Genomic DNA, 13181 nt, shown 5'->3' on the forward strand with positions numbered 1-13181 from the left:
GACGCCCTGAGGGGACGCCCCGCACGGTAGGAGCCGGCCTTACGGCGGGGACCCGCGGGGATCTGGCACGAGCCCGGGACCTCGGAGACCTCTTCAGGGCTGGAAGCGGTACCCCATGCCGGGCTCGGTGAGCAGGTGGACCGGGCAGGCCGGGTTCCGTTCCAGTTTCTTGCGCATCTGGGCCATGTACTGGCGCAGGTAGTGGGTCTCCCTGAGGTATTTGGAACCCCAGACCTCCGTCAGCAGCTGCCGCTGGGTGATGAGCTTGCCGGGGTTGCGGACCAGGATCTCCAGCAGGTGCCACTCGGTGGGCGTCAGCCGCACGCCGTCGGAGACGGTCTTGTCGACCAGGTCCACGACCCGGTCGCCGATGCGGATCTGGGCGAGTTCCGCGTCGTGCAGCGCGGTGCGCCGGGAGACGGCCCGGATGCGGGCGAGGAGCTCGTCGATGCCGAACGGCTTGGTGACGTAGTCGTCGGCTCCGGCGTCCAGCGCGTCGATCTTGTCGGATCCTCCCGTACGGCCGGAGAGCACGATGATCGGGACGGTGGTCCAGCCGCGCAGGCCGTGGATGACGTCGATCCCGTCGAGGTCGGGCAGGCCGAGGTCGAGCACGACCAGGTCGGGGTGCCAGTCGGCGGCCTGTCGCAGGGCCCCGCCGCCGTCGGGGGCCACGGCCACGTCGTAGTGGCGCGCGGCGAGGTTGATGCGCAGGGCGCGCAGGAGCTGGGGCTCGTCGTCGACGACGAGGACGCGGGTCACGGTCGTTCCAGCGCGGGACGCGCCCGCGAGCGGGAGGAAACGGGAAGTGTCAGGATCATGGTGAGACCACCCCCTGGTGTCTCGTCCGGTAGCAGGGTGCCGGCCATCGCCTCGGCGAGCCCCCGGGAGAGCGCGAGGCCCAGGCCGACGCCGGTGTGGTTGTCGCGGTCGCCGAGCCGCTGGAAGGGCATGAAGACCCGGTCGTAGGCGTCGGGCGGGATGCCCGTACCGCGGTCGACGACGCGGATCTCCACGTGGTCGTCGTACTCGCTGGCCGTGACGAGGACCTTCCGGTCCTCGGGGCTGTAGCGGACGGCGTTGGACATGAGGTTGACCAGGATCCGTTCCAGCAGCGCCTGGTCGGCGACGACCTCGGGCAGCTCGGCGGAGAGGTCCGTCTCGATCCGCCGGGAAAGGTGGCCGAGGTCGTCGACGGCGCGCGGCACGATGTCCTCGAGCGCGGTCGGCTCCAGTGTCAGCCCGAGCACCCCCGCCTGCAAACGGCTCATGTCGAGCAGGTTGGCGACCAGGCGGTCCAGCTTGGCCAGGGACTCGTCGGCGGTGGCGAGCAACTCCTCCCTGTCCTGCGGCGACCAGTCGATGCCGGTGTTGCGCAGGCTCTCCACGGCGGCCTTGGCCGAGGCGAGCGGGGTGCGCAGGTCGTGGCTGACCGCGGCGAGCAGCGCGGTGCGCATCCTGTCGGCCTCGGCCAGCGGCCTGGCCTGCTCCGCCTCCGCCGCCAGCCGGTCCTGCCTCAGCGCCACCGCAGCCTCGGCGGCGAACGCCTCCAGCACCCGCCGGTCGGACGCCTCCAGCAGCCTGCCCCGGATGGCCAGGACGAGCCGCTCGTCGATGACCACGTCGGTGTCCGCGCCCCCCGGGCAGGTGCAGGGCGCGTCACCGGCGGTGGCCACGATCCGCCACGCCTCGGGGTCGGACTGGTCGTCGGGAGCCGGGTCGTCGGTGCGTTCCAGCAGGGTGACCGAGGCCAGCCCGAAGGTCTCCCGCAGGCGGGCGAGCAGCGAGGCGAGCGCGTGTTCGCCGCGGAGCACGTGCCCGGCCAGGGTGGAGAGGACCTCGGCGTCGGCGCGGGCGCGGGCCGCCTCCCGGGTACGGCGGGCGGCGACGTCCACGACCGCGCTCACCATGACGGCCACCAGCACGTAGACGCTCAGCGCGAACAGGTTCTCCGGGTCGGCGATGGTGAAGCGGTCGACCGGCGCCGTGAAGAAGTAGTTGAGCAGCAGGAAGCCGAGCACGGCGGCGGTGACGGCCGGCCACATGCCGCCCGCCAGGGCGACCACGACCACCATGAGCAGGAAGAGCAGTATGTCGCTCGGCAGGTTCACGTCGCCGCGGAAGGGATGCAGCGCCAGCGTCAGGAGCGGCAGCCCGAGGATCGCGAGGAGCCAGCCCGCCACCCGGCGGGTGCGGGTCAGCGCGGCCCGCGACGGAGCGCGCTCGCGCCCTCTCTTCACCCCGCCGTGGGTGATCATGTGGACGTCGATGGACCCGGACCGCGCGGTCGTGGTCACCCCGACCCCCCGGGAGAGGATCTGGGCGAACCGGCCGCGCCGGGACGCCCCCAGCACCAGCTGGGTGGCGTTGACGCCGCGTGCGAAGTCCAGCAGGGCGCTCGGTACGTCGTCGCCGACGACCTGGTGGTAGGTGCCGCCCAGGTCCTCCACCAGCGTGCGCTGGCGGGCCGTGCTCGCCGGATCGGCCCCGGTCAGGCCGTCGGCGCGCGTGACGTGTACGGCCAGCAGGTCGGCTCCCTTGCTCCTGTCCGCGATCCTGGCGGCCCGCCGTACCAGCGTGTCGCCTTCCGGGCCGCCGGTCAGCGCGACGACGACGCGCTCGCGCGCCTCCCAGGTGCCCGCGATGCCGTGCTCGGCGCGGTAGCGGTCGAGCTGGTCGTCGACCTTGCCCGCCACCCACAGCAGCGCCAGCTCGCGCAGCGCGGTCAGGTTGCCGACCCTGAAGTAGTTCGACAGCGCCGCGTCGACCTTCTCCGGCGCGTACACGTTGCCGTGCGCCATCCGCCGCCGTAGCGCCTCCGGGGCCATGTCCACCAGCTCCACCTGGTCGGCGCGGCGCACCACCTCGTCGGGTACCGTCTCGCGCTGGATCACCCCGGTGATCTCCTCGACCACGTCGTTGAGCGACTCCAGGTGCTGGATGTTGACGGTGGAGACGACGTCGACGCCCGCGTCGAGGATCTCCTCGATGTCCTGCCAGCGCTTGGCGTTGCGCGAGCCCGGCACGTTGGTGTGGGCCAGCTCGTCGACCAGGGCGACCCTGGGCCTCCTGGCGATGACGGCGTCCACGTCCAGCTCGGTGAACGCGCTCCCCCGGTAGGCCATGCTCCTGCGCGGGACGACCTCCAGGCCGTCGAGCAGCTCCGCGGTGCGGGGGCGGCCGTGGGTCTCGACGAGGCCCACGACGACGTCGGTGCCCCTCGCGAGGCGGCGGCGGCCCTCGCAGAGCATCATGTACGTCTTGCCGACGCCCGGGGCCGCCCCGAGATAGACGCGCAGCCGCCCCCGCCCCCTGTTCATCGGTCGAGGGCCAGGTTGAGTTCGAGGACGTTCACCGCCGGTTCGCCCATGAAGCCGAGGGGGCGGCCGGTGGTGTTCGCCGCGATCAGCCGTCTCACCCTCTCCACGGGTACGCCGCGCTCCCTGGCCACCCGGGCCGCCTGGAGCTCGGCGTACGCGACGGAGATGTCCGGGTCGAGGCCGGAGCCACTGGCGGTGACCGCGTCGGCGGGCACCACGGCCCTGGCCGTACCGCGGACCGGGACGGTGCGCCCGGCCGCGTAGTCCTCGCCGGGCCTGCCGCACTCGACCCTGACGCCGCGGTACTCGGCGACGAACGGGGTCGCGGGGCAGGCCTGGTTGACGCTGACGACCCGGGTGGGGGCGCCGACTGTGGGGAAGACCTTCAGCACGGCGCCGACGCCGTCGGGCGTGCAGTACGGCCGGGCGCCGCTGACCCCCTCCAGCTCCCCGACGGCCCTGGAGCGGGCGCAGACCTGGGTGAGCAGGCTCTGTCTCCCCTTGGCCCCGAGGATGTCCACGACGTCCTCGGGCCCGAGGTTGCTCGCGGCGGTGGCGAGCATGTCGTAGCCGTCACCGGCCACCGACGGCCGGCTCTGGAAGTAGCGGCCGACCGGTTCGCCACCGGCGCCGGTGAAGCTCTGGCCGACGATCGCGCTTCCCACGTCCCTGCCGTCCTTCTGGACGAGGGAGCCGTTGGCCCCGGCGTTGAACACGGTCTGGGCGACGCCGGTGACCACCAGCGGGTAGACGGCCCCGGTGACCAGGGTGAGGACGAGCAGTGCGCGGAGCGCGGCGAGATGCCGGCGGATCCAGCTGGGCAGGCGTTCCATTTAAGACATCCCCGGAAGGAACTGGATGAGCAGGTCTATCAGCTTGATGCCGACGAAGGGCACGACGATGCCGCCCAGCCCGTAGACGTAGAGGTTGCGGCTGAGCAGCTTCGACGCGCTGGAGGGGCGGTAGCGCACGCCGCGCAGGGCGAGCGGTATCAGCGCCACGATGACGAGCGCGTTGAAGACGACCGCGGACAGGATCGCCGACTGCGGGCTGGACAGGCGCATGACGTTCAGCGCGTCCAGGCCCGGGTAGACCGCCGCGAACATCGCGGGAATGATCGCGAAGTACTTGGCGACGTCGTTGGCGATCGAGAAGGTCGTCAGCGCGCCGCGGGTGATGAGCAGCTGCTTGCCGATCTCGACGATCTCGATGAGCTTGGTCGGGTTGGAGTCGAGGTCGACCATGTTGCCGGCCTCCTTCGCGGCCGAGGTGCCGGTGTTCATCGCCACCCCGACGTCGGCCTGTGCGAGCGCGGGCGCGTCGTTGGTGCCGTCGCCGGTCATCGCGACCAGCCTGCCGCCCTCCTGCTCCGACCTGATCAGGGCGAGCTTGTCCTCGGGCGTGGCCTCGGCGAGGAAGTCGTCCACCCCCGCCTCGTCGGCGATGGCCCTGGCCGTCAGCGGGTTGTCGCCCGTGATCATGACGGTGCGGATGCCCATCCTGCGCATCTCGTCGAAGCGCTCGCGCATGCCCTGCTTGACGACGTCCTTGAGGTGGACGACCCCCAGGACGCGCGCCTTGCCCTCGACCACCTCCCCGACGACCAACGGGGTGCCGCCGGAGCCGGAGACGGCGTCGACGATGCCGCCGACCTCGTCGGTGGGGTGGCCGCCGTGCTCGCGTACCCACTTCATGACGGCGGTGGCGGCGCCCTTGCGGACCTGGCGGCCGTCGAGGTCGACGCCGCTCATCCGGGTCTGCGCGGTGAACCCGATCCACTCGGCGTGGACGAGCTCTCCGGGCCCGCGCTCTCTCAGGCCGTACGCCTGCTTGGCGTAGACCACGATGGAGCGGCCCTCGGGGGTCTCGTCGGCGAGGCTGGCCAGCTGCGCGGCCGTCGCCAGCTCGTCGGCGGAGACGCCGGGGGCGGTCAGGAACTCCGACGCCTGCCGGTTGCCCAGCGTGATGGTGCCGGTCTTGTCCAGCAGCAGGGTGTTGACGTCTCCGGCGGCCTCGACCGCCCGGCCGCTCATCGCGAGGACGTTGCGCTGGACCAGCCGGTCCATGCCCGCGATGCCGATCGCCGACAGCAGTGCCCCGATGGTGGTCGGGATGAGGCAGACCAGCAGCGCGACCAGTACGACGCCGGTGACGCCGTCCCCGGTCAGGGCGAGCGAGTCCGGTACGCCGGGGTTCTGGGCCTTGGCGTAGATCGCCAGCGGCTGCATGGTCGCGACGGCGACCAGGAAGATGATCGTCAGGGCGGCCAGCAGGATGTTGAGGGCGATCTCGTTGGGCGTCTTCTGCCGGTTCGCGCCCTCGACCAGGGCGATCATCCGGTCGATGAAGCTCTCGCCGGGCCGCTGGGTGATCTGGACGACGATCCGGTCGCTCAGCACCTTCGTGCCGCCGGTCACCGCCGACCTGTCGCCGCCCGACTCGCGGATGACCGGGGCGGACTCGCCGGTGATCGCCGACTCGTCCACCGAGGCGATGCCCTCGACCACGTCGCCGTCCCCGGGAATGATCTCCCCGGCCTCCACGACGACGAAGTCACCCCGCAGCAGTTCGGGGGCTCCGACGACGTCCCACTCGGTGGAGTCGCGTCCGCGCAGCCGCCGCGCCGTGGTGTCGCGCTTGGCGGCGCGCAGGGTCGCCGCCTGGGCCTTGCCGCGCCCCTCGGCGACGGCCTCGGCCAGGTTGGCGAAGATCACCGTCAGCCAGAGCCACACCACGGTGGCCCAGGCGAAGAAGGACGGGGTGAGCACGGCGAGCACCGTGGTGAGGGCCGCGCCGATCTCGACGATCAGCATCACCGGGTTGCGCCAGAGCGTGACCGGGTTGAGCTTCCCGACCGCCTCGGGCAGCGACGTGACCAGCTGCTTGGGGTCGAGGAGGCCGCCGCCCACCTTTCCGTCCCTGGGGGCGGGGGTACGGCCCGGCGCGTCGAGCGTCTGGGGGGACATCACTGGATTCCTTCCGCGAGCGGTCCGAGCGCCAGGGCGGGCAGGAAGGTCAGCGCGACGAGGATCACCGTCACGCCGACGACCATGCCGACGAACTGCGGACGGTGGGTGGGCAGCGTGCCCGCCGAGACGGGCACCGGCGCCTGCCCGGCCAGGGATCCGGCCAGGGCGAGGACGAAGACGATCGGCAGGAAGCGGCCGAAGGCCATGCACAGGCCGAGGGCCACGTCGTACCACGGCGTGTTGACGGTGAGGCCGCCGAACGCGGAGCCGTTGTTGTTGGACGCGCTGGTGAAGGCGTACAGCACCTCGGAGAAGCCGTGCGGGCCGCCGTTGAGCATGCTCGCCCGCTGTTCGGCCGAGCCCATCGCCAGTGCCGTGCCGGTCAGCACCAGCAGCGGCGTGACCAGGAAGTACATCGCGGCGAACTTGATCTCGCGGGAGCCGATCCTCTTGCCCAGGTACTCGGGGGTGCGGCCGACCATGAGCCCGGCCACGAAGACCGTGATCACGGCGAGGACGAGCATGCCGTACAGGCCCGCGCCCGCGCCGCCGGGGGCGACCTCGCCGAGCATCATGTTGAACATCGTGAGCATGCCGCCGAGCGCGGTGAACGAGTCGTGGAAGGAGTTGACCGCCCCGGTGGAGGTGAGCGTGGTGGCGGCGGCGAAGGTGCCGGAGTTGGGCACGCCGAAGCGCACCTCTTTGCCCTCCATCGCCGCGCCCACCGCCTGCGGGACCGTACCGCCGTGGGCGACCTCCAGCCCGGTCAGCAGCGCGACGCTCGCCAGCGCCAGGGTTCCCATGATCGCGACGATCGCGTAGCCCTGCCGGGTGTCGCCGACCATGCGGCCGAACGTGCGGGGCAGCGCGAACGGGATCAGGAAGATCGCGAAGATCTCGAACCAGTTGGTCCAGGCGGTGGCGTTCTCGAACGGGTGGGCCGAGTTCGTGTTGTAGAACCCGCCGCCGTTGTTGCCCAGCTCCTTGATGATCTCCTGGCTCGCCACCGGGCCGCCGGTGATCGCCTGGGTGCCGCCGGTCAGGGTGGTCACCTCGTGCGGGGAGGTGAAGTTCTGGATCAGGCCGCCCGCCAGCAGCACGACCGCGCCGACGAGGGCGAGCGGCAGCAGGACGCGGACGGTGCCGCGGACCAGGTCCACCCAGAAGTTGCCGAGCTCCTCGGTCTTCTTACGGGCGAAGCCGCGGACCAGCGTGATCGCCACGGCCATGCCCACCGAGGCGGACACGAAGTTCTGCACCGCCAGGCCGGACATCTGCACCAGGTAGCCCATGGTCGACTCACCCGAGTACGCCTGCCAGTTGGTGTTGGTGACGAAGCTGACGGCGGTGTTCCAGGCGACGTGGTCGGGCACCGGGGCGAAGCCCAGCGACAGGAACAGCCTGTCCTGCAGCCGCTGCAGGCCGTAGAGGAACAGGACGGAGATCGCCGAGAACGCCAGCAGCGCGCGGGCGTAGACGCCCCACCTCTGCTCGGTGTCCGGCCGGACGCCGACGAGCCGGTAGATCACGCGTTCGGCGGCGAGGTGCCTCGTACCGGTGTAGACGCGGTACATGTAGTCGCCCAGCGGCCGGTGGACCAGCGCGAGGGCGGCGACGAGGGATCCGATGAACAGGATCCCGGCCATGGTCGAGGACATCATCGGAAGCGCTCCGTCATCAGAAGCGCTCCGGGAAGAGCAGGGCCGCGACCATGAAGATCACCAAAGCGGCGACCACGACCAGACCGGTGGCGTTGACGGCGTTCACAACCGTTCCACCGCCCTGACGACCAGCCCGAGGATCACGAAAACCGCGACCGTCAGGGCGACGAAGATGACGTCTGCCATCCCCACTCCTCGAATCCGGGGTTTGTCCGTCACCACCCGACGGGTGGGACATAAGTAAGAAAACCGCTGTTTTCCGCCCTTCTTGCGTGTCTTGACGGGTTCCATACGCCCCGGCCCCAAGGCTTGACGCCTCCCCTACGCGAGCCCTGGACACCCTCCCCGGACGGCCTTCCGGGGGCTGCCGGGAGACACAGGTCACATCCGTCCGTGTCACAGGGGGCCGGGCTACCTCGTCTCAGGAGGTGTAGCCGTCAACGACCGCGGAGGAGAACATCATGGACGCGCGACTGAACTACTTCGCCGACCCGAGCGTCGGCAAGGTCATCAAGCACTTCATGTCGGCGGGCAAGGCGCTCAAGGACCTGCCGCTGCCGGCCACCACGCAGGAACTGGTGGCGCTTCGGGTGAGCCAGATCAACGGCTGCGCCGTATGTCTCGACATGCACACCAAGGAGGCCGCCGCCGCCGGCGAGACCTCGGTGCGGCTGAACCTGGTCGCGGCGTGGCGGGAGGCCACGGTCTTCACCGAGGCCGAGCGTGCCGCGCTGAGATTGGCGGAGGAGGGGACCCGGGTCGCGGACGGGGCCGGCGGGGTCGGCGACGAGGCGTGGGCGTACGCCGCCAAGCACTACGACGAGGGGCAGCTCACCGCCCTGGTGATCCTGATCTCCTTCATGAACACGGCGAACCGGCTGAACATCATCACCCGGCAGCCGGCCGGCGACTACGTGGCCGGGCAGTTCCACTGAACGGCGCCGGCAGCCGCCCCGGGGGCCGGCTGCGGGCTTCGAGCCTCCGGCCCGGGGCGTCGCCCTGGCGTGCCGGTGACCAGGATGATCATCAGAAGACGCCCGCGCCGGCGAGAGGGGTTCAAGTGAGCGAGGTCGAGGAGTTCGAGGAGCTGCGGCCGCTGCTGTTCTCGATCGCCTATCGGATTCTGGGCAGTGTGGGTGAGGCCGAGGACGCGGTGCAGGAGACATGGCTGCGCTATGACGGCCTGGAGACCCGGCCCACGTCGACCAAGGCCCTCCTGTCGGCCGCGGTGACGCGGATCTCGATCGACGTGCTGCGCTCCGCGCGGGTACGGCGGGAGGAGTACGTGGGCCCCTGGTTTCCCGAGCCGCTGCTGAGCGATCCGTACCAGGATCCGGCGCGGTCGGTGGAGCTGGCCGACTCGGTGTCGATGGCGGCGTTGCTGCTGCTGGAGCGGCTCAGCCCGCTGGAGCGGGCGGTGTTCGTGCTGCGGGAGGTGTTCGGCTTCGGCTTCGACGAGGTCGCCACGGCGGTGGGGCGGTCGGAGGCGGCGTGCCGGCAGCTGCTGGTGCGGGCGCGGCGGCACATGGAGGCCGGGCGGCCGCGCTTCGAAGCGGTCCGCGAGGAGCGGGAGGAACTGGCGTCGCGGTTCTTCGACGCCCTCCGCGAGGGCGACGTCGCCGGCCTGCGCGACCTGCTCGCCGCCGACGTGTCGATGGTCGGTGACGGCGGCGGCAAGGCCCCGCAGCTGGCCAGGGCCGTCGTCGGCGCCGAGAACGTGGCCCGGCTGCTCGCCCTCCTCTTCCCCCGGATGGCCCGGGTCGACGTGACGTTCGAGCCGCACGAGGTCAACGGCGAGCCGGGCGCGATCTTCCGCGACCGGGACGGCAGGGTGCTCCACGTCCTGGCGCTCGATGTACTCGACGGGCAGATCCAGACGATCCGCTCGGTGATCAACCCCGACAAGCTCGGGCACGTGGGCCCGGTGGCGGACGCCTGGGCGATCGACCGCGAGGTGAGACAGGCACGCCGGCACGCGGAATGACCGCGACGGCCGGGCCGGTGGTGTGGCGGGACATGTGGTCCGAAGGCCCGTGGACGGCGCGGGTGTCGACGATGCCCGGACCCACCTGGCACGCCTCGGCCACGATCGGCGCGCACAGGCCGGCGGCGAAGTTTTCCACGGGGGGCGGTGCCGGTGCCTACCCGCCCGCCATGGCACCCACGACCATGAACGGCTCGGCCCCCGTCGCGACCGGCTCGGGCAACGGGGCGTCCGGCGGCTCGTGGGACAGGTCTCGCTCGCAGGCGAAGAACCGCACGAACGGTCGGCGCCGCTGCGTGACGTGATCACGGATCGTCCCGCGCAACATCGGATAGCGGGCCTCGAGCGCGTCGAGGACCGAGCGTTGCGTGGCCTGCCCCCGAATGTGGAGCGTCACCTCGCTCTCGACCCGCGCGAGGTTCCGCAGATGCGCAGGGAGCACGACACGGATCATGGCAGCGTCTGGACTTCGACGGACAGCACGGCCGGAAGATCCCGGGCGATGGGCGCCCAGCCGTCGCCGGCGTCGGCCGACGCGTACACCTGGCCGCCGGTCGTACCGAAGTAGACGCCGCACGAGTCCAGCGAGTCGACGGCCATCGCGTCGCGCAGCACGTTGACGTAGCAGTGGCTCTGCGGCAGCCCCCTGGTGAGCGGCTCCCATTCGTTCCCGCCCGTCCGGCTGCGGTAGACGCGCAGCCTTCCCTCGGGCGGGTAGTGCTCCGAGTCGCTCTTGATCGGAACGACGTAGACGGTGTCCGGCTCGTGCGCGTGGACCGCGATCGGGAATCCGAAGTCGCTGGGCAGGTCACCGCTGATCTCGTACCACGACCCGCCGGCGTCGTCACTGCGCATGACGTCCCAGTGTTTCTGCATGAAGAGCACCTCTGGACGCGACGGGTGCGTCGCGATGTGGTGGACGCAGTGGCCGACCTCGGCGTCCGGGTCGGGAATGCCCTCGGACCGCAGACCGCGATTCATCGGCTGCCAGCTCTTGCCGGCGTCGTCCGTCCTGAACACACCCGCGGCCGAGATCGCCACGACGATACGCCCGGGATCACGCGGGTCCGGGACGATCGTGTGCAGGCACATCCCACCGGCACCCGGCTGCCAGGAAGGCCCCGAGCGATGCTCGCGCAGCCCGGACAGCTCCTGCCAGGTCTGCCCGCCGTCCGTCGAGCGGAACAGGGCCGCATCCTCGACCCCGGCGTAAACCGTGTCCGGATCGGTCGGCGACGGCTCGAGATGCCAGACCCGGGTGAACTCCCACGGGTGCGGCGTGCCGTCGTACCACTGGTGAGTGCCGGGGACGCCCTCGTACCGGAACTGGTTGCCGACCGCCTCCCACGTCGCGCCGCCGTCGTCGGAACGCTGGATCAACTGCCCGAACCAGCCGCCGGACTGCGACATGTACAGCCGAGACGGGTCGGCGGGGGATCCCGTGAGGTGGTAGATCTCCCAGCCCCCGAAGTGGGGGCCACTGATGTCCCACCGCTCGCGCCTGCCGTCCGACGTCAGGATGAACGCGCCCTTGCGCGTGCCAACCAGTACGCGTACACCACTCATCGGCGTTCCTCTCCGGCCTTGGCGCCGATCCGTGTCGGCACCGCGGCCACATTCCCGATCGTCCGAGCGGGATCGGAGCCGGCTCCGTCCACGACATGCCCGCCACGGTCGTGGCTACCGACGCTACGACAGCCCCCCGACAAAACCGCCGCCCAACACTCGCTGGAACCCCGTCGGTGCCGAGGTGGTTAGTGGCTGTGGTCTTTGCGGGGGCGGTTGAGCAGCAGGTCGGCGGCGCGGGCAAGGACCTGAGCTCGGGTGCGGTCGCCGTGGTCGGCGGCGAGGAAGTGCGCACCGATCGCCACGCAGAAGGCGAGCATGCTGCGGGCCTCGACCTCGTCGGCATCGGAGCAGAAGGTGCCGATCATCTCGCGCAGCAGCGCCATGCGCCGGTTGTCCACCCGTCGCAAGCGCTCGGCGACCGCCTCGTCGCGCCGGGCCCAGTCTCGGATCGCGAGGTCGATGGGCAGCAGGCGGTCGCTGGAGAAGGTGAGGACGCCCGCGCGGGCGATCACCGGGCACCGTGGCCGGATGGCAGATCGGCGAACGGGGCGAAGACTGGATCCGGCTCAAGGCCGCTTCCTGGTTTCTGACCGGCAACCTCCTTGTACAGACAGCCGATGGGCGGGTGTCACTGGGGACCTTCCTGCGCTATGACCGGCGCCTGGGCCATGGCGTGTGGCCTCCCCTGTCCGCCGTCCATCGCCGACTGGTACCCGGGCTGCTCCGCGACACCGCGGCAAGGATCGCACAGCTCACGGAGCGAGCCGCCTTCGCCGACGCGAAGGCCGAACTGTCCGGCGGGCTGCCGCGGCGGATGCGCGGAGACAGGAGCGGGGAGGAGTCCCTGCGCCACGGTGAACGGATCGGCCCCTACCTGACCCGCCTGCGCGGCCTCGCCTTCGAGCAGGGCAGCCGAGTCCGGTGCCGCCAGAGCGCCGCGATCCTGCGGGAAAGGCGGACCTCTCATGCCCGGCTGTGACTACCTGCGCTACGTCGCCCTGGGCGACAGCCAAACCGAAGGGCTCGGCGACGGCGACGACAGCACCGGCCCGCGCGGATGGGCCGACCGGCTCGCGGTGGGCGGCCCCACTCTCCAGTACGCCAACCTGGCCGTACGCGGACACCTCGCCGCCCAGGTCCACGCCGAACAACTTGGCCCCGCCCTCGCCCTGCGCCCCGACCTGGCCACCGTCGTCGCCGGAGTCAACGACCTGCTCCGGCCCCGGTTCGACGCCGACGAGGTGGCCGGCCACCTGGAGGCGATGTTCGCCGCGCTCACCGCACAGGGCGCCCACGTGGCGACCCTCACCTTCCCCGACATCGCGAGGATCACCCCGCTCGCCCGGCCGCTCAGCCCCCGTGTCGCCGCGCTCAACCACCGCATCCGCGCCGCGGCCCACCGCCACGGGGTCGTCGTCGCCGAAACCTCCCACCACCCGGTCGTCACCGACCCGCGACTGTGGAGCCAGGACCGGCTCCACGCCGGCCCCCTCGGACACGAACGGATCGCCGCGGCCGTCGCCCACGCACTCCAACTGCCCGGCAGCGGCGATTCCTGGACCCACCCCCTGCCCTCGCCGGTGGTCACCCTCTCCGGCCGCGTAGGGACCGGAGGGATCTGACGGCCGGACCGATCCGTGTGGGACGGGCGAGCCCCCCGGGCCGGCCGGATCGGCGG

The 13181-nt window shown here is 71.4% G+C and carries 13 protein-coding genes; 4 read left to right on the top strand and 9 right to left on the bottom strand.

Translation table 11 applies throughout. The annotated features are described in order from the left end of the window. Positions 1 to 93: 93 nt before the first annotated feature. From OG587_RS34415 to kdpF, 6 genes are read right to left on the bottom strand one after another with little or no spacing between them, the layout of a single operon-like run. Positions 94 to 762, bottom strand: a complete 669-nt coding sequence (locus OG587_RS34415; protein WP_329082765.1) for a response regulator — start codon at positions 760 to 762, stop codon at positions 94 to 96. Further along, on the bottom strand, positions 759 to 3320 hold the full coding sequence (locus OG587_RS34420; protein WP_329082767.1) for a DUF4118 domain-containing protein: 2562 nt from the start codon (positions 3318 to 3320) through the stop codon (positions 759 to 761). Before OG587_RS34420 ends, OG587_RS34415 begins: the two co-directional genes overlap by 4 nt. Further along, complete coding sequence (locus tag OG587_RS34425; RefSeq protein ID WP_329082769.1) at positions 3317 to 4153, bottom strand: potassium-transporting ATPase subunit C; 837 nt, start codon at positions 4151 to 4153, stop codon at positions 3317 to 3319. Before OG587_RS34425 ends, OG587_RS34420 begins: the two co-directional genes overlap by 4 nt. Continuing rightward, positions 4154 to 6286 (bottom strand): potassium-transporting ATPase subunit KdpB, encoded by a 2133-nt coding sequence (gene kdpB / locus OG587_RS34430; RefSeq protein ID WP_329082770.1) that lies wholly within the window; start codon positions 6284 to 6286, stop codon positions 4154 to 4156. Then, entirely contained in the window at positions 6286 to 7947 is a 1662-nt protein-coding gene (gene kdpA, locus OG587_RS34435) for a potassium-transporting ATPase subunit KdpA (RefSeq protein ID WP_329094098.1), read from the bottom strand. The genes kdpB and kdpA overlap by 1 nt, the downstream gene beginning before the upstream one ends. A 19-nt stretch (positions 7948 to 7966) precedes the next feature. Continuing rightward, positions 7967 to 8056: a K(+)-transporting ATPase subunit F gene (kdpF, locus tag OG587_RS34440; RefSeq protein ID WP_329082772.1), complete on the bottom strand. Its 90-nt coding sequence runs from the start codon at positions 8054 to 8056 to the stop codon at positions 7967 to 7969. A 355-nt stretch (positions 8057 to 8411) separates the two neighbouring features. Between kdpF and OG587_RS34445 the strand changes: the two genes are divergently transcribed. Continuing rightward, entirely contained in the window at positions 8412 to 8885 is a 474-nt protein-coding gene (locus OG587_RS34445) for a carboxymuconolactone decarboxylase family protein (protein ID WP_329082774.1), read from the top strand. Positions 8886 to 9010: 125 nt separating this feature from the next. Continuing rightward, positions 9011 to 9934 (top strand): RNA polymerase sigma-70 factor, encoded by a 924-nt coding sequence (locus tag OG587_RS34450; protein ID WP_329082776.1) that lies wholly within the window; start codon positions 9011 to 9013, stop codon positions 9932 to 9934. Positions 9935 to 10091: 157 nt separating this feature from the next. Here OG587_RS34450 and OG587_RS34455 read toward each other — a convergent pair whose 3' ends face one another. The 3 genes from OG587_RS34455 to OG587_RS34465 form a co-directional block, all read right to left on the bottom strand. Then, positions 10092 to 10376, bottom strand: coding sequence for a MoaD/ThiS family protein (locus tag OG587_RS34455; protein ID WP_329082778.1), 285 nt, complete (start codon positions 10374 to 10376; stop codon positions 10092 to 10094). 8 nt (positions 10377 to 10384) lie between these two features. Continuing rightward, positions 10385 to 11500 (bottom strand): WD40/YVTN/BNR-like repeat-containing protein, encoded by a 1116-nt coding sequence (locus tag OG587_RS34460; protein WP_329082780.1) that lies wholly within the window; start codon positions 11498 to 11500, stop codon positions 10385 to 10387. 188 nt (positions 11501 to 11688) lie between these two features. Then, on the bottom strand, positions 11689 to 12015 hold the full coding sequence (locus tag OG587_RS34465) for a hypothetical protein (RefSeq protein ID WP_329082781.1): 327 nt from the start codon (positions 12013 to 12015) through the stop codon (positions 11689 to 11691). Positions 12016 to 12128: 113 nt separating this feature from the next. On the opposite strand from OG587_RS34465, the gene OG587_RS34470 reads away from it, so the two are divergent. Together OG587_RS34470 and OG587_RS34475 are read left to right on the top strand one after the other, a co-directional pair. Then, positions 12129 to 12482: a hypothetical protein gene (locus OG587_RS34470; protein ID WP_329082783.1), complete on the top strand. Its 354-nt coding sequence runs from the start codon at positions 12129 to 12131 to the stop codon at positions 12480 to 12482. Further along, entirely contained in the window at positions 12469 to 13125 is a 657-nt protein-coding gene (locus OG587_RS34475) for an SGNH/GDSL hydrolase family protein (protein WP_329082785.1), read from the top strand. Before OG587_RS34470 ends, OG587_RS34475 begins: the two co-directional genes overlap by 14 nt. Positions 13126 to 13181: the final 56 nt, after the last annotated feature.

Origin of the sequence: Streptosporangium sp. NBC_01469, from assembly GCF_036227305.1 — a bacterium.
In the GTDB taxonomy this organism is placed as follows: domain Bacteria; phylum Actinomycetota; class Actinomycetes; order Streptosporangiales; family Streptosporangiaceae; genus Streptosporangium.